Raw genomic sequence first — 25656 nt, 5'->3', positions numbered from 1 at the left:
ATGTTGGGAGCTAACTTAATGAAAAAAACAATGTTCAAAATTCTTTCAGTACTATTTTTTTGTAGTTTAGTCTTTGGAAGTAATGTTTTTGCAGCTAGGGAGACACTTAATTTACCATCTCGACAGTCATGGGTTGATAAGGCTGCAACTAGAAGTGGAACATACAATGACGTAAGAGCTCGTCTGTATTCTGTTTATCCCCCAAATGGCGGTACAGATAATTTTACTAGAATTCAAGTGGTAGTTGCGACACCTGGGAATCTTCATATAACAGATACGGTTACTCTTAATGAGACCGCTACAAGTAATACGAGTATCAAATTAAGAAATGGAACTCTTAATAATAGATCTATAAAATTTAGATTTAGAGGAAATAATCCAGATTATGCAGCGAAAGCTGATGTTGAATGGCAAGGTAGATAATTAAAAATGACTTATTTCTTCTACCCACTATAAAGAGTGAAGGGTCTTGAATGATATGTTAAAAAACTCAATTAAAATGCAACTAAGTGTATTATGGGAACGAAAAACAGCAACAATAATATTCGCTTTGTTAATGGTTTTAGTACTTGTGAATTTTTTTTCAAATGTTTTGACTTATCAAGGCCGTGATGTTCTTGACATGTATCACCCAATGAAGTTATTGACATTTTCTACCTGGAGTGAATTTAGTTACTATTTAAGACAATATTATCCATTGCTTGTTGTTATACCAGCTGGTTTCTCATTATTTGCGGACCATCAGTTAAACCAATTTATTTTTATTCAGACTAGAATAGGGTCGAAAGCATATTATTGGGGTAAAATAGTAACAGTTTTCTTGGTCACCTTTTGTGTGTTCACACTTCCGTTTTTAATCGAGATAGGTCTTAACATGTTGGCTTTCCCTACTCATGCGGTTGGCGATCCTTCAAATTTAGGTATACTAGATCAGGTGTATTTAAATACTATAAGTACCCTTTTTTTTCCGATTATTAAGCAATCAGTCTATGCCTATGCTTTTATCTTTACACTGTTCGTTGGTGTTATCTCAGGAATACTATCAATATTTACAGTTTCCGTCTCTGCGTTTAGAATCAAATTTAAAGTCTTATTATTCTTACCAGTTTATCTTTTGCTTCATTTCACAGCGTATTTAAAGCAACTCGTCCCAACAATTAATTTTGATACAAACTACTTTTTTTATTTAGTCATGCACGAACCGGTTAGAAATGTCAAGGCGAATTCTATTGCAATCGCTATCTTTATGTTGATTACTGTCTGTACTTCTTTACTGATCTTCCTAATGAAAATGAATAAGGATGCACTTTAATGGCCCTAGCTATTCGGAAGTGCCTTATTATCGCGATTGGGTTAGGTTTTATTGAATCATTTGTTTTTTTTACTATGGAGGGGACAGTCAACTGGTCAGATATTATTCTACACTTTGGTTTTTCAGAGATTGAAATTATTTTTGTGTATTTGATTGAGTTAAGCATTCGCTTATTACCCATAATTTTATTTCAAGCCTTTTTTGGTACATACATCTACCAAAGATTTTGTTCGGCAAGCGTTTACTATTTTTCACGTTGCCCTAACCGGATACGATGGTTTTTAAAAGAAGCTTCGAAACTATACTTGTTAGCGTTTATTTATCCGTTTTTGATGGTACTGACAACCATTGTCGTTGTCCCATTTATTAAAACTATTCATTTTGATCATGTAGCAGTTCTAATTTTTATTTATTATCTGCTGATTCATTCTATGTGGTTATTTATCACAACATTAATGATTAATGTGCTCTCCATAAAATTTGATAGTGGGTTAGGTTTTGTGATTGTTACAGGATTACAAATAACAAGCGTTACTTTAATGCTTCTGTGGGAAAAAGTCTGGCCGCTTGTGGATAATCCAAGTGTTGCTTTTCATAGTTTACTGTTAAAATTTAATCCGATCGCACATCTTATCTTGCCATGGCATAGCAGTAAGAATGCAGATATAAATAATCTAATTAATCAGTATAATCTTTCTTTTGATTTAAATGAATCTGTGTTGCTTTTTTTATTACTTAGTAGCATGGCATTAGGATTAGGCTGTTTGATCATAAAGCAACAAGAGTGGATTGTTTTAAACAGGGAAAGTGGAGGAATCTAAATGTTAAAAGTAAATCAGATTAGTAAAACAATTAAAGGTAAAGTAATTTTAAATAATATTAGTTTAGACCTTAAGCAAGGTGAAATCTATGGTTTTGTTGGACGTAATGGCTCTGGTAAGACGATGCTTTTTCGAGCACTTTCTGGCCTAATGAAAATTGACTCAGGAGATATCATCTATAATAATTATAAATTACACCATGATGTTACTGTTTTTCCGAATTTAGGAATTACGATTGAGAATGCCGGACTTTATCCGGAGTTTACTGGATTTAAGAATCTTCAATTATTAGCTAAACTTAATCGTAAAATTGGGGATCAAGAAATTAAAATCGCTATTAAGAGAGTTGGTTTAGACCCGGATGATGTTCGCACGTTTCGTAAGTACTCTTTGGGAATGAAGCAACGGATTGTTTTGGCACAGGCGATCATGGAGAAACCTGAACTTATTCTATTAGATGAACCGACTAACTCATTAGATGAAGAAGGTGTCAAGTTAATTCGTCAAGTGATACGTGAAGAACAGGAGCGGGGTGCAATGGTCCTTCTGGCTAGCCACAATAAAGAGGATATTAAATTATTAGCTGATCAAGTCTATTATTTGGATAGTGGTCGACTAGTAGACGAGGTGTATTCACATGCTAAATAAAATATTAATAAGCTTAATCGCGCTGTCTGTGATAGTTGCGGGTGGAATAGGGCTTTTTTTTCGCCAAACTTATACAGATGTTTCTGCTAATGAAAACATGCTAGAACAATTCACAGTTGCGCTCTGGGATCTGGACCTCTCACCAACCTTAATTGATACTATGCGCCAAGTTTTACCTGATAGCCCAATTATTATTCGGGCCAAATCTGATGGAAGAACACACTATACGTTCAAAAATTTTTATCAAAATGTCATTGTTGAAGAAGTTTATCAAGGAAAAGATATCGCTGTTGGTGATCAAATATCAATTATGGATTTTAGTTGGTATGTAGTTTTTGATAATATGTCAATAAACGCTAGTTTTATAAATCTAATGCAATCAAATGAAGAATACTTAATTTTTCTAGAAAAAAAACTTGATACGATCCATCCAGACGACCAGATTTATTTAACGAATGATTTAATTATGCCTCCTATCTTCAATTATGAAGATAAAGAGCATGAAATTCTCAGTGTAACAGATGAAGATCTTTATGTACCGTATTCGTCAGTGAAATATAATGAGTTCTTTGTCAGTTCAGAAGAAGCATTAATAGAATTAATGGTATTAAAACACGAGTTGTTAGCCCAATATCCCAGATAAAAAACCAATCATTTGATTGGTTTTTTATCTGGGATATTGGAATTTTTCCATCCCTTCATCAAATAGGACGTATAATTAAGTCGTCGTGCGATACGTAACTTGTAATATTCTTTGACATACTCGTGGACAAGAAGCGTCATGTTCATTAAGTTTAGTAGCCCTGTAATTTTCTACGACCACTCTCTGCTATATTCCCATGATAAAGGTCATCTACCTCTGTTTTTGTTATGGATTTATCTGTATTCTAACATACAAGTCAATAGGAAATTTCAAATGCAAACTGGAACAGTTAACTATGTGGATTAAAAATGTTGATAAGAAGGTCGGGTTGAGCGATCATGTAGTATGAAGATGGATTAATAACTTAAGAATTCGTTATATAAAAGATTTGTTAGAGAGAATGAATTCCAGTAATTTAATTAAACGTGTAAGTGTTATCATCATCTATACAACTATACAACCTTTTTAAGTTTGAGTTGGTAGGGAATTTGACTTGCGGTAGTCTGAGAGAAGAGCAAATTATTTAATTGTAAGCTTTACAATCATTTAAATCTATCTTTTTATTTTTAAGAATAAAGAACTAGTAGATATACAGCGTTAGGTCACTTGTATAAGTTTATAAAAGCAAAAGCTATGTGTATGCAATAGAAACAGAATTGTAGTTCTGATTATTTTATTAAAAACATATCTTGAGAAGTGAGGGAGGCGATTCCGTGGGTAAGTTGCGATCTTTTATTAATAAACGCGCCAAGACAACGATTGGCATGACAATGGATATGCAGATCAAATTACCAAGAATAACGATGATTGGCGATCTTCATGTATACATAGAGAATCATCGAGGGATCCTTCGTTTCACAGCAGATGAAATAGAATTAAATGTAAGTGGTGGTACATTGCTAATAAATGGTGAGGAACTTGTTATTAAAATGCTTTTATCAGAAGAAATCCTAATCGAGGGTATGATTAGGAGCATAACGAATCAATATAGCACTGACCAAAGTGAGGTGAAGACATGAGGCGAATTAAACCTTCTCGACTAAAAGGTATACTAACAGTCAAGGTCTATGGTCATTATGCAGAACGTTTTTTTGATTTATGTGCAAGACATGATATTACGGTCTGGTCAATAAAAAAGTTATCACAACTGGAATGCCAAGGTGATGTCTATTTAACTGATCTTCGTAAAATTAGGAAACTTAGAAGAAAAACAAGGTACAAGCTGTCTTTTATTAATAAGACAGGCTTGCCATTCTGGTACAAGCACCTTAAAAATTATCGACTGTTACTTACTTCTTTACTAATTGGTCTAGTTGCTTTTATCTATTTATCACAATCAATCTGGACAATAAACATTACGGGTACGTCGACTGAGATGGAAGCAAAAATCGGGCAATCCTTAGCGGACCTCGGCGTTAGATTGGGCAAAATAAAATGGCTTATCGATAGTCCAGCTAAAATACAAGAGCAGATACTAGCAGAACATAGTAACCTCTTATGGGTAGGTATTAAACAGTCAGGTATTAGCTATCAATTAGAAATTGTTGAAAAAAAGCAAATTGAACCCGAGAATAAGACAAGCAACTTGCACCTTTATGCTAGAAAAGACGGTGTAATTAGTCGGATGTTCGTGTCTAAAGGTCGACCCGTGGTTGAAGTAAATGATTTTGTCAGAAAGGGGCAGTTACTTGTAACTGGAGAGTTAAGTAATCGTGAAGAAGAAACGGATGAACAGCCGCTTGTTAATGTCGAAGCTGAGGTGTTTGCAACAACATGGTATGAATCTAGAATTCAAATTCCACTTAGTAGTCGGAGTATTGCTGAAACCGGGCGAAATAACAAGAAGTATTTCCTCAGCTTAGCTAATTTCAAACTTCCGATCTGGGGATTCTTCTCAGATAGTTACAATGCTGAATATGTTGAAAGATCGATTTACACACCGACATTGTTTAATTGGAAATTCCCTGTTAGTTTACTTGTGAATGAGCATAAAGAAACACAGATGTATGCAATTAAGAGAACGGAAAATGAAGCGATTCAAATAGGTCTACAACAAGCGAAAAATCAATTATTAGCTGGACTTGGACATGATGCAGAGGTAGTAGAAGAAAAAATTTTGCAACAAACGATTGAGAATGGTAAAGTAAACATACACGTATACTTAACCGTGACAGAGAATATCGTGAATACTACTGAGTCAATCCAAGGAGATTAGTTTATGTCAGATGCTCTACACTTAATTGATCTACAAATAAAAGATCCTCAAGAGGCCATGAGTCTGTTTGGTGCAGAGGACAACCATTTGAAACAGCTTGAAACACAGCTTGATATAGTAATTGTGACCCGAGGTGAACAAGTCCGCGTTCAAGGTAAACCGGAAGCAATTTCCCTAGTTGGTGATGTGCTAAAAGGCTTATTAGCTGTTATAAGGAAAGGAATTAAAATTTCCAATCGTGATGTTATTTATGCAGTAAAGCTTGCTAAAGATGGGAATATTGAGCAATTCTATCACCTGTTTGATGAAGAAATCATTCGGAATGCACTTGGTCGTCCGATTCGAGTAAAAACAATTGGACAACGTAGCTATTTAACGCAAATAAAAGCAAATGATGTTGTCTTTGGCATTGGGCCGGCAGGGACAGGTAAAACTTATTTAGCTGTCGTAATGGCGGTAAAAGCGTTAAAGGCAGGTAAGATTAAAAAAATTATTTTGACAAGACCCGCGGTAGAGGCTGGAGAAAGCTTAGGATTTCTGCCTGGCGATTTAAAGGAGAAAGTTGATCCATATTTAAGACCTTTATATGATGCATTACACGATGTCTTAGGTCTTGAGCATACAACCCGACTAATTGAACGAGGAACGATTGAGATTGCACCACTTGCTTATATGCGGGGAAGAACGTTGGATGATGCCTTTGTCATCTTAGATGAAGCTCAAAATACTACGCAAGCACAAATGAAAATGTTTTTAACCCGTCTAGGTTTTGGTTCTAAGATGGTCATTACCGGAGATATTACGCAAATCGATTTACCTAATGGTGTATACTCTGGCTTAAAATCTGTTGAACAGACACTAAAGCGCATTAATGGTATTAGCTTTGTTTATTTAGAACAGCAGGATGTCGTTCGACACCCGGTCGTACAAAAAATTATTGCAGCTTATGAACAGCAATTAGAGGCTAAGAACTAATTCTTACAGCAGAAATTAATTATATTGTCGCTTGTAGACTAGACAAAAAAACAAATGATTTCGTGACGATCCACGATTATTATTTGTTTTTTTCTGTCTAGAGCCAACTTATTTAACTAGTATTGTCCAAATTTTGCTTAATTTATTGCGCAATCGTATACATAAACAGTAAATCATTGTATGATAAACTATAAAGAACGTTTTCTGTTAAAAAAGGGGTGTCGCTATGAAATTTAACCTTACTAAATTATCAGCTTTAAATAAGGGCATTCAGCTTATAATAGCACTTGTAATCATTGCGCTATCCATTTTTGTCTCGACCTTATCAAATGTATATACAGAGACCTATGAAATTGAGCGGTTTACCAATGCGCCGGAAACGATCAGATCACCAATTACAATAGAAGATACCCGTGAAACGGAACGTCGTCAACGTGAAGCTCTTCAGTCGGTTGAAGACCGCTATGTTATTTTACATGATATCACATTAGAACAAATGGAATACATAGATGAACTTTTCGATGCGGTCACCTCTGTTAATCAACCGAATGAACGCGAGCAATTAGAGGATGACGAAGGTAGTGATGGTGAACAAGAAATTGAACGCTCTACCTCTGAAAAGCTTCAGGAACTAAGACAAATTGTTAGTACTGACTTAATCGAAGCATTGTCTGATGATGAACTGACTGTTTTTATTGGGATGAGTGATAACCAAAAGGAAGTGGGCTATGAACTGCTAACCACAACGCTTTTCGAAATTTTTAATGAAGGTATTAGAAGAGAACAGGTCGCTAATGCTACTGGACAGTTACAGCAAAGATTTCAATTCTCAAGCTTAAATAATGAATTAAAGGAAGCGCTCGTTTCCTTGGGGGAATTTAGTATTATAGAGAATTCATTTTTTTCTATTGAACAAACGATGGAGGCTGAGAATCAAGCCATAAGTAATGTTGAACCAGCTTTAATTCGAGCGGGAGAAGTGATTGTTAACGAAGGACAAACGATAACTAATGAGATTTATGATAAACTAACTTTGGTTGGCTTACTGAACAGTGACCGTAATATTTTTCCTATTCTAGGCTTACTTATTTTCACTTTGTTATTAACGGGTTTGCTTGCGTATAGCTTTCTTAATTATTTGTCTGATGAGCAACGTGAATTAAAAGGGTTAATTGCATTGACTTTAATTGTGTTCATTACCATCTCAATTATGAAGTTTATTAGCCTGTTCACAACTGATGCAAACCAGCTTTATTTATTAATGCCAATTGCCGCAGCAAGTATGCTCATTAAGATTTTATTTAAAGAACGGCTCGCTATTTTATTTTCAATTATGTTTGCAATTCTAGCGACTATTATTTTCAATGGTCAAATACCAGGTTCATTAAACCTTCAGGCTGGTATCTATTTGCTTTTTGCGCAACTTAGTAGCATTATAACGTTAATGACCATCAAAGATCGATCTGCTGTTCTTAAAACGTCATTAGCAACCGGTATTGTAAACGTACTCGTTATTCTTGGCTTTCTATTTTTGTCCTATGAAAGCTACCATATTCGTGATATTTTACTTTACGGTAGCTACGGGTTTGTTGCCGCTTTAATTTCTGGTATTGTAACAATCGGAGCACTCCCATTTTTTGAATCTATTCTCAGAATACTGTCAGATACGAAATTACTGGCACTGTCTAACCCTAATCATCCATTGCTTAGAAAAATTTTAACAGATGCACCAGGAACTTATCACCACAGTGTGATGGTTGCTAATTTGAGCGAGGCGGCCTGTGAAGCAATTGGCGCTAACGGTTTGTTAGCCCGGGTTGCAGCATACTATCATGATCTTGGTAAGACAAGGCATCCTCATTATTATATTGAAAACCAAATGGGCATGAGAAACCCACATGACTTCTTAACACCAAGGCAAAGCGCATCAATTATTTTGGCCCATCCGTATGATGGTGTAGCTATTTTACAAAAAAAGAAATTACCAAAGGAAATTATTGATATTGCCGAACAGCATCATGGCACCTCTTTATTAAAATATTTCTATTATAAAGAAAAAGAGCATAATAAAGAGATAGCAGAGCAGGAATTCAGGTACAATGGCCCTAAGCCTCAAACAAAGGAATCGGCTGTTATTTCAATCTGTGATTCAGTTGAAGCAGCAGTTCGCTCCATAGATGAACCAACAAAGGATAAAATTAATCAACTGATTGATAGTATTGTAAAAGACCGCTTGCAGGATGGTCAATTCGACGACAGTGCATTAACCTTTAATGAACTAAAACACATTAAGCAAACGATTAGCGAAACACTAAATGGGATGTATCATTCAAGAATTCAATATCCTGATCAAAGTAAAAGTGTAGAGGAGGAATAGCATGATTATTGACTTTATTGATGAAACAAATTCAGTATCAGAGGATTATGTTACAATGTTAACAAATCTTTTAAATTATGCAGCGAAAGAGGAGGGCATTACTGCTGAAGCAGAAATGTCAATTAATTTTGTTAATAATGCAACCATTCAAGAAATTAATCGCAATTATCGGCAAAAAGACCAACCAACTGATGTCATTTCCTTTGCCTTACAAGAAGAAGGAGAAGGTGAAGTGGCTATTATTGGTGCTGAGGCGCCAATTGTGTTTGGCGATATTGTTATTTCAGTTGAGCAAGCAAGCGAGCAAGCTGTTTCCTATCAGCACAGTTTAGCGCGAGAAATTGGCTTTCTTGCCTTGCACGGATTTCTTCACTTATTGGGTTACGATCATATGACCGAGGCTGACGAAAAGAAAATGTTTGCCCGACAAGAGGAAATTTTAAATGGCTTCGGATTATCAAGAAATTAAAAAGAAGCGTGTCGGCATTTGCTATGCATGGAACGGCTTAAAGTACGCGCTGAAAAATGAAATTAACATGCGTGTACACCTCATGATGACTTTATTGGTTATTATGCTGGGTATTTTCCTGTCAGTCTCATTTATTGAGTGGGTATTATTATTATTAACAATTGGTTTAGTGCTCACAGCTGAACTATTTAATACAGCTGTCGAGCTGTTACTCGATTATTTAGCACCGGAGCGGCATCCTATTGCCGGGATCATTAAAGATTTAACTGCGGGTGGTGTCTTAGTGGCCAGTATGATGGCCGCGGCAATTGGATTAATTATTTTTTTGCCAAAACTCATTGCAGTAATCTTTTTATAAAATTTTTAGTTTTTTTTGGAGGACGTTAGTATGGAACAACAAGATAGCTTTAAGTCAGGATTTATCACGATTATTGGGCGCCCTAACGTGGGGAAATCAACTTTTTTAAATCGTGTAATTGGTCAAAAAATTGCGATTATGAGTGATAAAGCACAAACAACACGGAACACCATTCAAGGTGTTTTAACTGAAAAGGATGCGCAAATGATCTTTATTGATACACCTGGTATACATAAGCCAAAACATAAGCTAGGTGATTTCATGGTAAAGCTGGCTGAAAATACGCTTAATGAAGTTGATGCAATTCTTTTTATGGTGAATGCTAAGGAAGGTTATGGTAGAGGGGACCAGTACATTATTGATCGCCTGGCTAATATTAACCGTCCTGTCTATTTAATTATTAACAAAATTGATCAGATCCACCCAGATCAATTGTTTGAGTTAATTGCCTTCTACAAGGATAAATACGCTTTTCAAGAAATAATTCCGATATCAGCTTTAGAGGGTAACAATGTTGCTCATTTATTAACTGTGTTAAAGAGCCAGTTACCAGAAGGGCCACAGTATTATCCGGCTGATCAGGTCACTGATCACCCTGAGCGTTTTATTATTAGTGAGCTAATTCGAGAAAAGGTCCTTCAAGAAACGCGAGAAGAGATCCCACATTCGGTAGCTGTGGTCATTGATAAGATTGAAAAGAGGGAAGCTGAAAAGGTGCTTGTTCAGGCTTCAATCATTGTTGAACGCAAATCCCAAAAAGGGATTGTAATTGGAAAGCAAGGCGCCATGTTAAAGAAGGTTGGTTCTCAAGCGCGACGAGATATTGAACGCTTGCTCGGAACAAAGGTGTTCTTGGAGCTGTGGGTGAAGGTTCAAAAGGATTGGCGAAATCGTGATCGCTACCTGCATGAATTTGGTTTTAATAAGGAAGATTATTAATAAATAGGTAACCGGATGCAATAGCTGGTAGCTTAATTAATTATTCATGGTAAATAATAATTAACATCAATCAATGCTTCTTGGTCAAGCTAAGGATGTAGGTACAAAGCGAAATTAAGGAAGGTTGATTTATATGCATGATTTACCTTGGATCGTTTTTAGTCAAACGGGCAATATTGAGACTTATCTACTGATGAAAAATGGTAGTGATCAGGAACATTTAGCAGGAGCTGCTGATCAGTTGCACGATCATACTTTAGATGATATAACTGACTAAACGCTAATGAAATAGAGGAGAAGAGACTGGGACATAATTAAATATTGATACTGAGTATCCGAACATTCTGAACCAGCGTAGGGAAAGTACGTAGACTCCTCGAAAATAAAAAGCTAATTGCTTCGTGGGATGTATGGTCTTCGTAGCTTTCCTTGTCCTGTGGGAACAAATCACTTCAATGGGGTTGGTAATCGCAACCCCAGTACGAGCTGAGGATTCACTGTGTGAAATGTTTTTCTTCACACAGTGGATGATGTTAGACTAAACCCGTCACGTCCCTTGACAACGTCTAACTGACCTACTTCCTGTAGGCCCGAAGCCGTGCCCCTGGGTGCTAGCGTGACCCTGAATATGGAATGTTAAACTAAGTACGCGACGTCGTGTCGCAACGTCTAACTGACCCACATCCTGTGAGCCCAAGCGCTATATGGATTTAGACATAATGTTCGGATTTCTCTTATCTAATTACTTTTTTGTCCCAACCTCATTTAAATATTTTTAAATGCATTAATTAGCTTAAGTAAATTAACGGTTTTGGCCGAATAAAGGATTGGTGACATATGTTCGAGCGAATAGAAGGTGTCATTATCCGTACGCAAGACTATGGTGAAACTCACAAAATTGTTACACTGTTCACTAAACAGCTAGGGAAATTAGCTCTAATTGCTCGTGGCTCTAAAAAGCCGAAAAGTCGAATGGCCTCAATTACACAAATGTTTATTCAAGGAGAGTACTTAGTACAGTTGGGGCGCGGTTTAGCAGTAATGCAGCAAGGAGAAGTTATTAATTCGCACCGAAAAATTAGAGAAGACATTGTTCAAACTGCATATGCGAGTTACATAGCAGAATTAACGGATAAATTGATGGAAGAAAAGAAGCCAAATCACTTGGTCTATCAGCAATTCGTAGCTGCCCTTTCAGGAATAGTTGATCAAAAGGATGCTGCCATTTTAGCGCTTATCTACGAATTGAAGTTGTATAAGGTAGCTGGCTTCGCACCAATCTTAAGTCAATGTACGAGTTGTCAACGTCAGGATCAGCTAGTTGGGTTTTCTCTTTCTGAAGCTGGACTTGTTTGTCGATTTTGCGCTCATAAGGATTCTAATGCAATGCTATTAAATTCTACTCAAATAAAGCTAATTCAGTTGTTTGATCAGACAGATTTAACCCGAATTGCTAATATTTCTGTTAAGGAAGAAAATAAGCAAGTGATCTTGCGGTTGTTAGTAGCCTATTATGATCAATATGGTGGATTAACAATTAAATCTAAACGGTTTTTAGATCAATTGGATTCATTGCTTTAACGTTATTAGCCTGCTTGACAATTAACTAGAATTCCCGTACTATTTGGTTAGATTATGAAATATTGTTATTTGTGTAGAAGGAGAACAGTAAGTTACTTCACTTAACTAGAAGCGAGTCTGGGTTGGTGTAAGCCAGATTTAAGTAATTAACTGAACAGGCACTCTGGAGCAAATGTTTTTTTAAAAAAAGTGACTAAAACGCATGGTTTTAGTAAATAGGGTGGAACCGCGGAAATCCCGTCCCTATGCTTTCGTTTGGAGGCATAGGGACGGGATTTTTTTGTTAACACCTAAGTTATTAATAAGCTTGCGTAAAAAAATGGAGGTTTTTCACATGCATATTCAAGAAATGATCTTAACGCTTCAAAAGCATTGGTCAGACCAAGGCTGTATTCTTATGCAAGCCTATGACGTTGAAAAAGGAGCGGGTACCATGTCACCGATGACTTTGTTAAGAAGTCTAGGACCTGAGCCGTGGAATGTTGCCTACGTCGAACCATCAAGAAGGCCTGCTGATGGACGTTATGGTGAGAATCCGAATCGTCTGTACCAGCATCACCAATTCCAAGTCATTATGAAGCCATCACCAGATAATATTCAAGAGCTTTACTTAGCGTCACTAGAAAAATTAGGAATAGATCCATTAAAGCATGATATTCGTTTTGTCGAGGATAATTGGGAGAACCCAACACTTGGTGCGGCTGGTTTAGGCTGGGAGGTTTGGTTAGACGGGATGGAAATTACTCAATTTACGTATTTCCAACAAATTGGTGGTTTAGAAGCTAAGCCGGTTGCCGTTGAAATCACTTATGGAATGGAAAGGTTAGCCTCATATATTCAAGATAAGGATAATGTTTTTGATCTTACTTGGACGGAAGGTGTCACAGTCCATGACATCTACTTTCAGCCTGAGTATGAGCACTCCAAGTATACCTTTGAAGAATCCGATACAGCTTTATTATTTAACCTATTCTCTCAGTATGAAGCTGAAGCAAGGCAGCTAATGGAGAAAGGCCTGGTCTTTCCTGCCTATGATTATGTATTGAAGTGTTCACACACGTTTAACCTTTTAGATGCTAAGGGCGTTATTTCAGTTACGGAAAGAACGGGCTATATCGGTCGAGTAAGAAATTTAGCCCGTGCAATTGCGAAATTATATGTTGAAGAACGTGAGAAATTAGGCTTCCCAATGCTGAAAGAGGAGGATGAAACAGATGACAACTAATGTACTATTTGAAGTGGGTTTAGAGGAAATGCCTGCTCGGTTTTTAGCTGATACTGAAAAGCAACTACACGATAAAACAATTGACTGGCTTAATCAAAATCGTTTGACCTTTGAACGAATTAATACGTTTATAACGCCACGTCGTTTTGCTGTAAGCATAAGTGGGTTAGCTGATAAGCAGACTGACATTGAAGAAGAAGTAAGAGGACCAGCTAAAAAAATAGCTCAAGACGAGGCTGGTAATTGGACTAAGGCAGCAATAGGATTTGCCAAAGGTCAGGGTGTAGCTGTTGATGCTATTTATTTTAAAGCTATTAAGGATGTTGACTATGTCCACGTTAATAAATTTATTGATGGGAAGGGGGCAGGCGAGTTATTACCAGCCTTTAAAGAGGTCATTTTATCGTTAAGTTTTCCTAAGAATATGCGCTGGTCTAATCGTTCCCTGCGCTTTATTCGTCCAATAAAATGGTTAGTTGCGCTTAACGGAGCGCAAATTATTGATTTTGATATTGAAGATGTCAAGACTGATCGAATTAGCTATGGCCATCGTTTTTTAGGCAGCCAATTTTCGCTTGTTAATGCTGGCGAATATGAACAGGCGCTCAAGCAGCAGTTCGTCATTGCGAATAGTCATGAACGGAAGGCTAATATCCAAAACCAAATTGAGGCATTAGCAAAAGCTCAAAACTGGCAAGTTCCAATTGAGGCTGATTTATTGGAAGAAGTTACCCAGCTTGTCGAGTACCCAACGGTCTTCTTTGGTACATTTAGTCGTGATTATTTAACTGTACCTGAAGAAGCACTAATTACTTCGATGAAAGAGCACCAGCGCTATTTCCCTGTTCGTGATCAAGCGAATCAGCTATTGCCGTACTTTGTTGCCGTTCGAAATGGGAACGATCAGCATCTTGCCAATGTTGCCCGTGGAAATGAAAAAGTACTAAATGCTCGCTTGGCGGATGCTGTATTTTTCTACACCGAGGATCAAAAGCAGTCGATTGATAGTAATAATGAGAAATTGTCACGAATGGTATTTCAAGAAAAATTAGGAACTATTTCTGATAAAGTTAATCGCGTCAGTATTATTGCCAATCAATTAGCTAGCCAACTAGGTTTGACGGATGATCAGCGCGCTCTTGTCACCCGAGCTGCTGATATAAGTAAATTTGACTTAGTTACGCAAATGGTGAATGAGTTTACTAATTTGCAGGGGATAATGGGGGAAAAATATGCGCTTATTGCTGGTGAAGATGAGCGAGTTGCCAAGGCGATTAATGAACAATATATGCCTCGCCAAGCAAATGGCATGCTACCTCAATCAACATTAGGTGCTATTTTAAGTGTAGCTGACAAATTAGACACGATTGTTGGCTGTATTGGTGTCGGTTTAATGCCAACAGGCTCTCAAGATCCTTATGCTTTAAGACGTCAAGCAATGGCTGTTATTCAAATTTTTATTGACCAAAAGTGGGCATTAACAGTTGAGCAGGCATTATCACTCACATTGACTCATTATCAAGCGACAACAGTCGAAATTGCGCAAGCTGATGCTGTCGCTGAGCAAGTAAGAACATTCATCAAGGCAAGAATGGTTTTCCTTGCAAAAGAGCAAGGGATTGCGCAAGATATTATGACAGCAGTAATGACAGCGCAAATCGGTGTACCAGCATTAGTCTTAAAGAAAGCTAAGCTATTAGAAGAGAAACGAGCTGACTTCGAATTTAAACAAACGCAGGAGGCACTGGGCCGTGTGTTAAATTTGGCTAGCAAGGGTGCTGAGTCAGCTGTTGCCCCTAGCCTCTTTGAAAACGATGCAGAACAAGGATTATTTGTTAAGCTAGAGGAGATTAAATCAGACTTTCAAGCGCTAATGAATGAGCAAGCTTATGTAGAGGCGATACAATTACTGGAACAGTTAACACCATTAATTGATCAGTTTTTTGAACAAACGATGGTGATGGCAGAAGATCAGAAGCTTAGAGCGAACCGATTAGCACTGTTAAAGCAGGTAGCGTGGTTTGTTTATCAGTTTGCTGATTTTAATAAAATTGAGTGGAAGCAGCAATTTTAATAAGGAGTGTGTTAGATGCGCAAACCTATTATCTATCTAATATCTGATTCATTAGGCGAAACAGCTGAGAAAGTTATTAAGTCTGCTTTACTTCAGTTTGTAAATGGTCAGGAGTATGAAATCATTCGTATGCCTTATGTCGAGGATCAGGAGAAATTAAAGCAAGTACTTGATTCTGCTTCCTGTGACCGCGCCATTGTTGGTTATACACTAGTCAATCCGGACTTGCGCTATTTTGTTAAACATCAAGCAATTGAACGCGGGCTAGAAGCGATTGATATTATCGGACCGACGCTAGAAGCAATGGAAAAAATCTTTAAAAAGAAACCACGGCTGGAGCCGGGCTTAAGTCATCAACTTGACGAGGCCTATTTTAAAAGAATCGAGGCAATTGAGTTTGCGGTAAAGTATGATGATGGTCGCGATCCACGTGGGATTGAGCAGGCAGACATTGTCTTAGTAGGTGTATCCCGAACGTCAAAGACGCCTTTATCACAATTTTTAGCTTTAAAAAGCTTCAAGGTAGCCAATGTTCCCATTGTACCTGAGGTTGATCCGCCTGAAGAGCTTTTTCAAACCGATTCACGTAAATGCATTGGATTGAAAATTAGCTCTGAAAAGCTAAATAGTATTCGTAAAGAGCGGTTAAAAGCTTTGGGCTTAAAGGAAAATGCTAATTATGCTGCGCCAAAGCGAATTGATGAAGAAATAGCATTCTTTGATCAAATTGTTGATCGTCTCGGTTGCCCTGTTATTGATGTCTCGCATAAAGCTGTTGAGGAAACAGCTAATCTAATTTTACATTTGTTAAATGTTAATAACTAAATGCTAATATAACTTAAAAGAACCACGGTGTGTCAACAAAATAATATGACTTGGTCATATAGCTGTTAAAACCTCACTGGAGTGAATAAAGGTGAGGTTTTAACCTGATACGCATTTATTTACTAGATGAGTCAATTTCAAAATTCATATTATCACAATTAAACACGAACTTTTTTCTTCCTTAAAAATTATTCGTCTGTATTTAGCACGCATGAAATTCATATACGCAATTATGAAATTCATTCAGATGAGTAAGCATAATTCACTATAATAGGGGCAAGTAGGACTCCAATAAAATACGATTTAACACGTATAGATTGGTAACTAATCGTTTTAAAATTATTTTTTTAAGTAGAATAGTGCACTTATTTTTAAAAAAAGTAATAATTGTAGCTTTTATTCAATTAATACAGTATAATAATTGTTTGTGAAAAAACATTTGTAATACTTTTATTTAGAATTGTAGCATAACATTTGTTAGGTGAATAATTACGGTTTTTATGGTTTTAAAATGGTTTTTATGGGAAAAATCTAGGTGTTAATTTTTTTTTTTTGGTTCCGAATGATGATATTTATCTTACAACTGAAAAAAGAAGCAGGATTTTTGCTTTTTTGTGTAGAAGGTGTTTAAGGTAGCGGATCGTATCCAGAGACTTCTTAATAGTTAATTGACCGATTGTAATTAATTATCTACTCAAAGGAAGTGAATTTTTTTATTTTTTTGTCGAAACTTGCAGGAATTTTTAATTTTATATAGAAATTAAGTGTTGGTGATAAATATGAATAATCAAATTCCACAGCATTTGATTGATGAGATAAGGCAATCAAATGATATTGTTGACGTAGTTGGAGAATACGTTTCATTAAAAAGACAGGGTCGAAACTATTTTGGTTTATGCCCCTTTCATAACGAGAGCACACCGTCATTTTCTGTTACACAGGAAAAACAAATTTTTCATTGCTTTGGCTGTGGAAAAGGAGGAAATGTGTTTACGTTTTTGATGGAACACGAGGGATTCTCATTTTTACAGGCTGTTGAACACTTGGCTCAAAAAAGTGGTCATGCTTTACCAGAAGTATTCGTAAAGCAAGAGAACCAATCTAATCAATCAATTGATCAAGTAAGTCTGCAAGCCTTTGAATGGTTAACTAAATTTTATCATCATGTTCTTGCTCATGCCAAAGAGGCATTAATAGGTAAGCAATACCTGGAAGAGCGTGGCTTATCACAGGAGATCATTAACGTCTATCAAATTGGATTTTCGCCACATGCTAATGAAGTAACAACCAAGTTTTTAGAGAAGAAATCCTTTAATTTACAACATCTTGCTTCTACGGGCGTTTTTACTCGCAATGATCAAAATCAAATTTTTGATCGTTTTCGTGGTCGCATTGTTTTTCCAATTCGTAATCACCTTGGGAAAACAGTTGGCTATGGTGGTCGTTCTATCAATGGGGAAGAGCCCAAGTATTTAAATAGTCCTGAGTCAGCTCTTTTTCAAAAAAGCAAAATGCTTTTTAATTTTGATTTAGCACGCAGTGAAATGAAAAAGAAGGGGCAAGCTATACTATTTGAAGGCTACATGGACGTCATTACTGCTGCTCAAGCAGGTATCACCAATGGTGTCGCCACATTAGGGACATCAGCAACAGAGCATCAGGCTGCTTTACTTAAGCGGTATGTCGATCATGTCGTCATTTGTTATGACGGTGATTCAGCTGGCTTTAATGCTGCCTATAAAGCAGCAAGATTATTTCTGAAAGCAGGGTGTCAAATTAGAGTTGCAACCTTACCCGACGGTTCGGACCCAGATGCTTTTATTAAGCAAAATGGTGGCGAGAGGTTTAAACGGGAGGTAATCGAGGAAAGCTCTACCTATATGGGTTTTGTTATGACTTTCTTAAAAAAGGGTTATAATTTAAAGGTTGAGGCAGATCGAATTGCTTATGTAAATAAGATTATAGAAGAAATAGCTGGTCTCAATAGTGCGATTGATCGCGATCATTATGCAAGGGAACTTGCAAACGAACATCAATTATCATTTGAAACCATTTTAAATGAAGTCAACCATTTAAATCAAGCAAGAGGAAATGATCGGGATAAGGCTGCCACTAAGCGCCATACTAAAGATCAAAACCTTTATCGTGCTAAGAAGAAGTTGCTTCCTGCTTTTTATAATGCGGAAAGAAGGCTTCTAGCATACATGCTCTATGACCATTCGATTGCTGAGAAAATTAAGCATATCCTTGGTGCTTCATTTAATGTTGATAAGCACAAGATAATTGTTACGCATCTGTATGCTTTTTATGAAGAGGGAAATAAAGCTAATGTGAGTCAATTTATTGAACGAATTGATGATGAGGCATTAAAAAACGACATTATTGAGTTAGCAATGGAATCTATATCTCCAGATATTTCTGATTCTGAGCTTAATGATTATATAAATATCATTAGCGAGGAGCAAGGGGATAAGGCAAATATACGGGCTTTATTAGCTGAGCAAAAGAAAGCAGAATTGAATCAAGACTATGTAAAGGCTGCTCAAATCGGTATGGAGATTGTTCAAATTCGACAGCGATTAGCAGGTCATAGTCAGTAAGTGTTTGATAGTTGGAAGGAGGGGGACTCTTATGGCAGAAAATACGCCATCAAATTCAAAACAGAGCGAACAGGAATTAACATTAGAGCAGGCAAAAGAACAAATCGTTGAGATAGGGAAAAAACGTGGTGTCATTGCTTATGAAGATGTTGCTGAACGATTAGCTATTTTTGAACTTGAGTCAGATCAAATTGATGAATTTTATGAATATTTAGGTGAACAAGGTATTGAGGTTGTTGGGGATTCAGAAGATGATCCTGATGAACAGCAAATCGCTAAGGTGGAAGAGTTTGATTTAAATGACCTTAGTGTCCCACTGGGAATAAAAATTAATGACCCCGTTCGCATGTACTTGAAGGAGATTGGCCGTGTTGATCTACTGTCGGCTGAAGAAGAAATTAGTTTAGCTGAACGGATTGAACAAGGCGATGAGGAAGCAAAGAAAAGGCTAGCTGAAGCAAACTTACGGTTAGTGGTCAGTATCGCAAAGCGTTATGTTGGTCGCGGAATGCTATTTCTTGATTTAATTCAAGAGGGAAACATGGGTCTAATTAAAGCTGTGGAAAAGTTTGATTATCGAAAAGGGTTTAAGTTTAGTACCTATGCAACTTGGTGGATCCGTCAAGCGATAACACGTGCTATTGCCGATCAGGCACGGACAATTCGGATTCCTGTCCATATGGTTGAAACAATTAATAAGCTCATTCGTGTTCAGCGTCAACTCTTACAGGATTTTGGTCGTGAACCTACCCCTGAAGAAATCGGTAAGGAAATGGAGCTGACACCTGATAAAGTAAGAGAGATTTTGAAAATTGCTCAAGAGCCTGTTTCACTTGAAACACCTATCGGTGAAGAGGATGATTCTCACCTTGGCGACTTTATTGAGGATCAAGAAGCAACCTCGCCGTCAGACCATGCAGCATATGAATTGCTTAAAGAGCAATTAGAGGATGTTCTTGATACGCTAACTGATCGTGAAGAGAATGTTCTACGACTCCGGTTTGGTTTAGATGATGGTCGAACACGCACTTTAGAGGAAGTTGGCAAAGTATTTGGCGTAACGAGAGAGAGAATTCGTCAAATTGAAGCTAAGGCATTAAGAAAGCTCCGACACCCAAGCCGTAGCAAACGCCTTAAAGACTTTTTAGAATAGAAAGATTGGCTCAGTCAATCCAGTTTCAGTTGAGCATCAATTGAATCTTGATTGACTTTTTTGTTTCACTTAAGTTCTTTAGATTGGTTGTCTATCAAAGAGCGTTAATCAGATAATTTCATAGGATGAGGAAGAAGCAAAAAAGAGTCGACTCCTGCGGGAATGGAACGTGTCCGAAGACCCCTTTGAGGATGTTAGACGAAGGACGCGGCATCGTGTCGAATGTCTAACTGACTCACATCCTGTGACCCCGGATATGGAATGTTAGACTTAGTGCGCGACGTCGTGTCGCAACGTCTAACTGACTCACATCCTGTGAGCCTAAGGATGTCACGTTTGTACCGGTGGGTGAAAGCGGCTCTTGTTTGCTGAAGCAATACAACCATTTGCTTAACCAATGCTATTTGATGAAGAACCTATAAATTAAAGAAACTAGATTGTTAAAATAATTAATTCATTTGAGTAATGTGTGCACTATTTTAACACGGATACAGAGGTGAATGCAGATGGATAAACAGCGGAAGATTACCATTATAAATGAGATTCACTACTGGAGAGAGAACCGCCTTCTGCCAAGCCATTATTGTGATTTCCTTTTGGCTTTATATACAGAGGGTAGTCATAGTGAAGGTGATGAACTCGGAACTGTGGATATTACTAGAATAACTAGTCCAGTACTGGGGTATGAAGCAGAAAGTGAGCAAGAAACGAGTTCCACGCAACGGCACTCAATGTTCTGGGATCGGATTAGCTTTACGCTATTGTTTTATGTGTTAGCAAACACAATTATTATTCCAGCAATTCTTATTTTACCTTATTTACTTAATGTAAGTATTGCACCTGAGTGGTATGTTGTTACAGCAGTAATTACAACCTTGATTCTCTTCTTTGTTGGAAGGAATAAAGCTGATTTACTACTAGCGTATCGCTTAACCATTCTGCTCGTTAATTTATTTATGGTTAGCTTGTTTATCATTGATCAATGGTTAGTACCTTACTATCTGTCTATTGTCATTATATTCGCACAGCTGACTATCTGGTTTTACTTAGCGGTTAGAAAGAAACTGAGGCTGTTACTAGTTCTCAGCATTATTGCGTTAAGCATAAGTGTATTTGCTATGATTTTATAGAGATTGGAGCAGTGTTATTACAAAATGCGAACCATTAAACTATCTTCAAGACTTAGTATTGTCGCTGGTTTTTTGCCTAATCAAGCTTATTTCGTCGATGTCGGCAGTGACCATGCCTATTTACCAATAGCAGTTTGTCAGAGTGATAAATCTGCTTATGCTGTGGCTGGAGAGCTTAATCGAGGCCCTTATCAAGCGGCTAAACAGCACGTTCATACATATGGATTAACAGATAGAATTGAGGTGGTCAAAGGTGATGGCTTATCAGTGATCACAAATCAGTCGATTCGTCAGGTTGTGATTGCTGGAATGGGTGGGGGTTTAATTCGATCAATTTTAGAGCAAGGCTATGATCGTTTAAACGGTGTTGACAGGCTTATTCTCCAACCCAATGTTGATAGCCATTATATTAGAGCCTGGCTCAACAGCAAGCCATTTTCCTTGAAAGAAGAGGTTATTTTAGAAGAGGATGGTCATATCTATGAAGTATTAGTAGCTGATCGCGTGGAAGCCACACAGCCATTAACACCCAAGCAGATTTTATTCGGGCCGTACTTAATGCAGGAAAATCATGCCGTCTTTCAAAAAAAATGGAAAAGCGAGTATCGTAATAAACTAAGGGTAATTAATCAAATGAGATTAGCAAAGCAGTTAGATGAACGGAAACTAGCTAATCTTCTGCAAGAAGTAAAATGGATTGAAGAGGTGATTAGCCATGACTAAACAACCAACAGTCGGTACAATTATCGAACTAATTGAGCAATGGGCACCAAAGAAATTAGCTTATGACTGGGACAATGTTGGCTTGCAGGTGGGAAAATTATCACAACCAGTCCACAAGCTATTAATTAGTCTAGATGTGACCGAGCAGGTTGTGGATGAGGCAATTGCTCAGCAGGTGGATTGTATCATTGTGCATCATCCACTGCTATTTAAGCCATTAAAGCAAATTAATCTTGCTGATCCAACCGGTAAAATAATTGCAAAATTAATTAAGCATGATATAACTGTATACGCTGCGCATACGAACTTAGATATCGCTCATGGTGGCGTCAATGATATGTTGGCTGACCGGCTTAAATTGCAAGATTCCAGTATTATGATTCCTGAAAGAGAAGAAAAACAATATAAGCTACATGTCTATGTACCGGTTAGCCACCTTCAAGCTGTTGATCAAGCGTTAACGCAAATAGGGGTGGGCCAATATGGTAATTACGCTGGTTGTTCTTATACGACTGAGGGGATTGGTGCTTTTACACCTAATCAACAAGCAATCCCTTATCTCGGACAAGCTGGTGTAAAAGAGAACGTTAAAGAGATGAAAATTGAGTATATGCTGCCGCAATCGCTTGCTAGGCAAGCAATTACAGTATTAAAAGCAGCGCATCCATATGAGGAACCCGCCTATGATTTAATCGAGCTACAAAATCATCAAGAGGTGAAAGGTTTAGGTAGAGTGGGTTACTTAGCGACAAGCATGGAGCTAGCAGAATTTAGCAAGTATGTAAAAGAAGTATTTCAGTTAAGTGCTGTTAACGTAACGGGCCAGTTAGATAAAAAGATTAACAAAGTAGCTGTTTTAGGCGGAAGTGGTGAGAAATACATTGGACAAGCGAAGCGATTAGGTGCTGATGTCTATGTAACCGGAGATATAACCTTCCATAGCGCTCAGGATGCTGAAGCACTGGGACTAGCCTTAATTGATGCGGGTCATCATATTGAACAGATTATGGTAGAGGGTGTTCAACATTATTTAGCACAATCATTTAAAGATCAGCAGATCACCATTGATATCATTACTTCTAAGGTAAATACAAATCCTTTTCAAACACTGTAAATAACCAAACGGCCTTTCAACATAAGCTGAAAAGCCGTTTGGTCATGTTACTTTGTTTTTACCTTTGGCAAAATTTTATCCTGTTTAACCTTTGAGGTTATATCCCAAGTAGTTTGATCGTTATGGTCAAATTGCTGAATGAACTTAATAACTTCCTTTGTAATTGGCGTTGGTGTCGAAGCGCCTGCAGTGATCGCAACCGTCGCTATACCTGTTAACCAGGACAGCTTTAATTCTGACAAGTCTGCTATTCGGTATGCTTTTGTGCCCGCTATTTCTTCAGATACCTGAGCCAAGCGGTTTGAGTTATTACTCCTTGGATCACCGACAACTAAAGTTAAATCAGCATCCTTAGCCTGCTCTGCCACAGCCTCCTGTCTTACCTGAGTAGCCATACAAATTTCTTGGACCAGTTCTGTTTGCGGATATTTTTCTTTGACGGCCAGCATAACATCGTGGACATCCCATTGACTCATTGTTGTTTGGTTCGTGACAATAATCTTTGGGTGATCAAGAGACAATGCTGCGACATCGGCTTCAGTTTGGACGAGATAAACATCATGAGGTGCAATACCTACTGCTCCCTCTGGTTCAGGATGTCCTTTTTTACCTATGTATACAACCTTATAGCCATCCTTAACTTTCGCGCGAATAAGATCGTGCGTCCTAGTTACGTCAGGGCAGGTAGCATCAAGGACCGTTAATCCTTTTGCCCTTGCTTTTTCCTTAACAGTAGGCGAAACACCATGGGCGGTGAATATGACAGTTCCTTCGTTAATGTCATCGAGCAAATCTGAACGATTTTTCCCATCCAAAGTAATGACACCTTCTAATTCAAAAGCGTTGGTAACATGGGCATTATGAACAATCATGCCTAATATATATATGGGTCTAGGTAAATTTACATCCTTCACTGCATTTTGAGCAATGACCATGGCATCGACCACACCATAGCAATAACCCCTTGGAGCGATTTTAATGACTTCCATGACTATTTCCCCCTAGTCAATAATTTAACGCAATAGTTTCATTATAAAGAAAAAAAACAAAAAAAACAAAAACTAACCCATTTTTTCAGGACAAGGTGTGCAATTTACTAGAAAAACATCTATAATGAGAAAGATAAGAGGATTTTTAGTAAGGAGTTTATTATGGAAAAACACAATTTTAAAGAATATACGTTACAACCTTGGCTTAACGAGGTGATTGAGAAATTAGCATTTGAGCACCCGACACCGATTCAAAGAAAAGTCATTCCAGCCGTTTTACGTGGTGAAAGTGTCATTGGTCAATCTCATACTGGCTCAGGAAAAACACATGCATTCTTGTTACCCCTGTTCAGCAAGCTTAACGTCGAAGCAAAGGAAGTCCAATTTGTTATTACTTCACCGACCCGTGAGTTGGCTCGACAAATTTTCGATGAGGTAAAGAAAATTATCACACTATCTAATCGAGAAGCTGAGATTAGTACCAAGCTCTTTATCGGCGGAACGGATAAACAACGTACAATTGAAAAACTAAAAGAACAGCCACAAATTATCGTTGCTACACCTGGTCGTTTACTTGATCTCATTAAGGAAGGCGCTATCGATATGTATACAGCAACTTCTTTTGTTGTTGATGAAGCTGACCTTATGCTCGACTTAGGATTAATTCAAGAGATTGACCAAATGCTCGTGCGCGCTAATCCAACAATTCAGCTGCTTGTTTTTTCTGCTACAATACCGGAGCGCTTGCAACCGTTTTTAAAAAAGTATTTGCAAAGTCCAACGCATTTCCACTTAAAGGACCATTACGCACCAGAGAAAATTGAGCACCGCTTAATTCCATTACGTCACCGACAACAGGCGGATGTTATTTATCAAATTTCACAAGCGATCAATCCTTATTTGGCTATTATCTTTACAAACGGTAAGGATGCTGCTAATCAGCTCTATGAAGAATTACAAGCACGTCAACTGGCAGTTGGAATTATTCATGGTGGTTTGGGTGCTAGGGAGCGTAAACGTGTCTTGAAGGATATTCAAGCATTAAAGTATCAATATGTCGTGGCAACGGATCTCGCTGCCCGTGGAATTGATATAAAGGGTGTTAGTCATGTCATTAATGCGCAATTGCCGAAGGAAGAGCCATTCTATATCCACCGTGTTGGCCGAACTGCACGTGCCGGAATGGAAGGAACAGCCATTAATCTTTACGGTGAAGATGATCTTGCTTTATTAAGTAAGCTATCAGAGAATAAGGTAGAATTTACGACGTATGACATTGTTAACGGTGAATGGAAGGAAATAAAGCCGTGGAATGAACGGACATTGCGGAAGAAGCAGGGTCATGATGTTGATCAGGAGGCCTGGCGTCGGGTGCGAAGACCGAACAAAGTCAAGCCAGGCTATAAAAAGAAAATGAAGCGTCAGCATGAACGGATAAAGAAGCAAATTAATCGTACAAAACGTAACAAAGGATAGAGGTGGAAA

24 protein-coding genes and 1 other annotated feature are annotated in these 25656 nt (G+C 37.6%); of the genes, 23 read left to right on the top strand and 1 reads right to left on the bottom strand.

All coding sequences use genetic code 11. The features are described from left to right. Nucleotides 1–18: 18 nt before the first annotated feature. The 22 genes from BM000_RS01835 to BM000_RS01730 all read left to right on the top strand — a co-directional run bounded on the left by BM000_RS01835 (nucleotide 19) and on the right by BM000_RS01730 (nucleotide 23182). On the top strand, nucleotides 19–423 hold the full coding sequence (locus tag BM000_RS01835) for a hypothetical protein (protein ID WP_091494145.1): 405 nt from the start codon (nucleotides 19–21) through the stop codon (nucleotides 421–423). 46 nt (nucleotides 424–469) lie between these two features. Beyond that, nucleotides 470–1312, top strand: coding sequence for a hypothetical protein (locus BM000_RS01830; RefSeq protein ID WP_091494143.1), 843 nt, complete (start codon nucleotides 470–472; stop codon nucleotides 1310–1312). Next, a complete protein-coding gene (locus tag BM000_RS01825; protein WP_091494140.1) occupies nucleotides 1312–2133 on the top strand; it encodes a hypothetical protein in 822 nt (273 codons plus the stop codon). The genes BM000_RS01830 and BM000_RS01825 overlap by 1 nt, the downstream gene beginning before the upstream one ends. Next, a complete protein-coding gene (locus BM000_RS01820; protein WP_091494138.1) occupies nucleotides 2134–2781 on the top strand; it encodes an ABC transporter ATP-binding protein in 648 nt (215 codons plus the stop codon). Continuing rightward, complete coding sequence (locus BM000_RS01815; RefSeq protein ID WP_091494135.1) at nucleotides 2771–3424, top strand: hypothetical protein; 654 nt, start codon at nucleotides 2771–2773, stop codon at nucleotides 3422–3424. Before BM000_RS01820 ends, BM000_RS01815 begins: the two co-directional genes overlap by 11 nt. A gap of 713 nt (nucleotides 3425–4137) precedes the next feature. Further along, nucleotides 4138–4443 carry a sporulation protein YqfC gene (yqfC, locus tag BM000_RS01810; protein ID WP_245751552.1) on the top strand — a complete coding sequence of 102 codons (306 nt, stop codon included), beginning with the start codon at nucleotides 4138–4140 and terminating at the stop codon, nucleotides 4441–4443. Then, nucleotides 4440–5639 carry a sporulation protein YqfD gene (gene yqfD, locus BM000_RS01805; protein WP_091494132.1) on the top strand — a complete coding sequence of 400 codons (1200 nt, stop codon included), beginning with the start codon at nucleotides 4440–4442 and terminating at the stop codon, nucleotides 5637–5639. The genes yqfC and yqfD overlap by 4 nt, the downstream gene beginning before the upstream one ends. A 3-nt stretch (nucleotides 5640–5642) precedes the next feature. Next, a complete protein-coding gene (locus tag BM000_RS01800; RefSeq protein ID WP_091494129.1) occupies nucleotides 5643–6614 on the top strand; it encodes a PhoH family protein in 972 nt (323 codons plus the stop codon). A 226-nt stretch (nucleotides 6615–6840) separates the two neighbouring features. Further along, the gene (locus BM000_RS01795; protein WP_091494127.1) at nucleotides 6841–8991 is read left to right on the top strand and encodes an HD family phosphohydrolase; all 2151 of its coding nucleotides are present in this window, start codon (nucleotides 6841–6843) and stop codon (nucleotides 8989–8991) included. A 1-nt stretch (nucleotide 8992) separates the two neighbouring features. Further along, nucleotides 8993–9460, top strand: a complete 468-nt coding sequence (gene ybeY / locus BM000_RS01790) for an rRNA maturation RNase YbeY (RefSeq protein ID WP_091494124.1) — start codon at nucleotides 8993–8995, stop codon at nucleotides 9458–9460. Beyond that, nucleotides 9435–9818 carry a diacylglycerol kinase family protein gene (locus BM000_RS01785; protein WP_091494121.1) on the top strand — a complete coding sequence of 128 codons (384 nt, stop codon included), beginning with the start codon at nucleotides 9435–9437 and terminating at the stop codon, nucleotides 9816–9818. Before ybeY ends, BM000_RS01785 begins: the two co-directional genes overlap by 26 nt. A gap of 30 nt (nucleotides 9819–9848) precedes the next feature. Then, on the top strand, nucleotides 9849–10757 hold the full coding sequence (gene era, locus BM000_RS01780) for a GTPase Era (RefSeq protein ID WP_091494119.1): 909 nt from the start codon (nucleotides 9849–9851) through the stop codon (nucleotides 10755–10757). A gap of 133 nt (nucleotides 10758–10890) precedes the next feature. Further along, on the top strand, nucleotides 10891–11034 hold the full coding sequence (locus BM000_RS01775) for a YqzL family protein (RefSeq protein WP_091494116.1): 144 nt from the start codon (nucleotides 10891–10893) through the stop codon (nucleotides 11032–11034). Between the two features lie 560 nt (nucleotides 11035–11594). Next, nucleotides 11595–12338 (top strand): DNA repair protein RecO, encoded by a 744-nt coding sequence (recO, locus tag BM000_RS01770; protein ID WP_091494114.1) that lies wholly within the window; start codon nucleotides 11595–11597, stop codon nucleotides 12336–12338. 65 nt (nucleotides 12339–12403) lie between these two features. Continuing rightward, nucleotides 12404–12586, top strand: a binding site (T-box leader). Nucleotides 12587–12672: 86 nt separating this feature from the next. Then, nucleotides 12673–13563: a glycine--tRNA ligase subunit alpha gene (gene glyQ, locus BM000_RS01765; protein ID WP_091494111.1), complete on the top strand. Its 891-nt coding sequence runs from the start codon at nucleotides 12673–12675 to the stop codon at nucleotides 13561–13563. Next, complete coding sequence (gene glyS / locus BM000_RS01760) at nucleotides 13553–15637, top strand: glycine--tRNA ligase subunit beta (protein ID WP_091494108.1); 2085 nt, start codon at nucleotides 13553–13555, stop codon at nucleotides 15635–15637. Before glyQ ends, glyS begins: the two co-directional genes overlap by 11 nt. A gap of 15 nt (nucleotides 15638–15652) precedes the next feature. Then, nucleotides 15653–16462, top strand: a complete 810-nt coding sequence (locus BM000_RS01755) for a pyruvate, water dikinase regulatory protein (protein WP_091494106.1) — start codon at nucleotides 15653–15655, stop codon at nucleotides 16460–16462. A gap of 779 nt (nucleotides 16463–17241) precedes the next feature. Beyond that, nucleotides 17242–19062, top strand: coding sequence for a DNA primase (gene dnaG / locus BM000_RS01750; RefSeq protein ID WP_091494103.1), 1821 nt, complete (start codon nucleotides 17242–17244; stop codon nucleotides 19060–19062). A 31-nt stretch (nucleotides 19063–19093) separates the two neighbouring features. Then, on the top strand, nucleotides 19094–20215 hold the full coding sequence (gene rpoD, locus BM000_RS01745; RefSeq protein ID WP_091494101.1) for an RNA polymerase sigma factor RpoD: 1122 nt from the start codon (nucleotides 19094–19096) through the stop codon (nucleotides 20213–20215). A 506-nt stretch (nucleotides 20216–20721) separates the two neighbouring features. After that, complete coding sequence (locus BM000_RS01740) at nucleotides 20722–21345, top strand: hypothetical protein (protein WP_091494098.1); 624 nt, start codon at nucleotides 20722–20724, stop codon at nucleotides 21343–21345. Between the two features lie 24 nt (nucleotides 21346–21369). Further along, nucleotides 21370–22068 (top strand): tRNA (adenine(22)-N(1))-methyltransferase, encoded by a 699-nt coding sequence (locus tag BM000_RS01735; protein WP_091494095.1) that lies wholly within the window; start codon nucleotides 21370–21372, stop codon nucleotides 22066–22068. Beyond that, nucleotides 22061–23182 carry a Nif3-like dinuclear metal center hexameric protein gene (locus BM000_RS01730; RefSeq protein WP_091494093.1) on the top strand — a complete coding sequence of 374 codons (1122 nt, stop codon included), beginning with the start codon at nucleotides 22061–22063 and terminating at the stop codon, nucleotides 23180–23182. The genes BM000_RS01735 and BM000_RS01730 overlap by 8 nt, the downstream gene beginning before the upstream one ends. 47 nt (nucleotides 23183–23229) lie before the next feature. On the opposite strand, the gene BM000_RS01725 is transcribed toward BM000_RS01730, so the two are convergent. Further along, nucleotides 23230–24171: a 4-hydroxy-3-methylbut-2-enyl diphosphate reductase gene (locus BM000_RS01725; RefSeq protein WP_091494090.1), complete on the bottom strand. Its 942-nt coding sequence runs from the start codon at nucleotides 24169–24171 to the stop codon at nucleotides 23230–23232. 162 nt (nucleotides 24172–24333) lie between these two features. Between BM000_RS01725 and BM000_RS01720 the strand changes: the two genes are divergently transcribed. After that, on the top strand, nucleotides 24334–25647 hold the full coding sequence (locus tag BM000_RS01720; RefSeq protein ID WP_091494088.1) for a DEAD/DEAH box helicase: 1314 nt from the start codon (nucleotides 24334–24336) through the stop codon (nucleotides 25645–25647). The last annotated feature ends 9 nt before the right edge of the window (nucleotides 25648–25656 follow it).

It is taken from the genome of Amphibacillus marinus, from assembly GCF_900110345.1.
Taxonomy (GTDB): domain Bacteria; phylum Bacillota; class Bacilli; order Bacillales; family Amphibacillaceae; genus Amphibacillus_D; species Amphibacillus_D marinus.
This window is presented reverse-complemented; position numbering and strand designations above follow the sequence as displayed.

Coding starts and splice junctions, on each gene's coding strand:
- BM000_RS01835 (WP_091494145.1), top strand. CDS start 19: ATGAAAAAAACAATGTTCAAAATTCTTTCAGTACTATTTTTTTGTAGT.
- BM000_RS01825 (WP_091494140.1), top strand. CDS start 1,312: ATGGCCCTAGCTATTCGGAAGTGCCTTATTATCGCGATTGGGTTAGGT.
- BM000_RS01820 (WP_091494138.1), top strand. CDS start 2,134: ATGTTAAAAGTAAATCAGATTAGTAAAACAATTAAAGGTAAAGTAATT.
- BM000_RS01815 (WP_091494135.1), top strand. CDS start 2,771: ATGCTAAATAAAATATTAATAAGCTTAATCGCGCTGTCTGTGATAGTT.
- yqfD (WP_091494132.1), top strand. CDS start 4,440: ATGAGGCGAATTAAACCTTCTCGACTAAAAGGTATACTAACAGTCAAG.
- BM000_RS01800 (WP_091494129.1), top strand. CDS start 5,643: ATGTCAGATGCTCTACACTTAATTGATCTACAAATAAAAGATCCTCAA.
- BM000_RS01795 (WP_091494127.1), top strand. CDS start 6,841: ATGAAATTTAACCTTACTAAATTATCAGCTTTAAATAAGGGCATTCAG.
- ybeY (WP_091494124.1), top strand. CDS start 8,993: ATGATTATTGACTTTATTGATGAAACAAATTCAGTATCAGAGGATTAT.
- BM000_RS01785 (WP_091494121.1), top strand. CDS start 9,435: ATGGCTTCGGATTATCAAGAAATTAAAAAGAAGCGTGTCGGCATTTGC.
- era (WP_091494119.1), top strand. CDS start 9,849: ATGGAACAACAAGATAGCTTTAAGTCAGGATTTATCACGATTATTGGG.
- BM000_RS01775 (WP_091494116.1), top strand. CDS start 10,891: ATGCATGATTTACCTTGGATCGTTTTTAGTCAAACGGGCAATATTGAG.
- recO (WP_091494114.1), top strand. CDS start 11,595: ATGTTCGAGCGAATAGAAGGTGTCATTATCCGTACGCAAGACTATGGT.
- glyQ (WP_091494111.1), top strand. CDS start 12,673: ATGCATATTCAAGAAATGATCTTAACGCTTCAAAAGCATTGGTCAGAC.
- glyS (WP_091494108.1), top strand. CDS start 13,553: ATGACAACTAATGTACTATTTGAAGTGGGTTTAGAGGAAATGCCTGCT.
- BM000_RS01755 (WP_091494106.1), top strand. CDS start 15,653: ATGCGCAAACCTATTATCTATCTAATATCTGATTCATTAGGCGAAACA.
- dnaG (WP_091494103.1), top strand. CDS start 17,242: ATGAATAATCAAATTCCACAGCATTTGATTGATGAGATAAGGCAATCA.
- rpoD (WP_091494101.1), top strand. CDS start 19,094: ATGGCAGAAAATACGCCATCAAATTCAAAACAGAGCGAACAGGAATTA.
- BM000_RS01740 (WP_091494098.1), top strand. CDS start 20,722: ATGGATAAACAGCGGAAGATTACCATTATAAATGAGATTCACTACTGG.
- BM000_RS01735 (WP_091494095.1), top strand. CDS start 21,370: ATGCGAACCATTAAACTATCTTCAAGACTTAGTATTGTCGCTGGTTTT.
- BM000_RS01730 (WP_091494093.1), top strand. CDS start 22,061: ATGACTAAACAACCAACAGTCGGTACAATTATCGAACTAATTGAGCAA.
- BM000_RS01725 (WP_091494090.1), bottom strand. CDS start 24,171: ATGGAAGTCATTAAAATCGCTCCAAGGGGTTATTGCTATGGTGTGGTC.
- BM000_RS01720 (WP_091494088.1), top strand. CDS start 24,334: ATGGAAAAACACAATTTTAAAGAATATACGTTACAACCTTGGCTTAAC.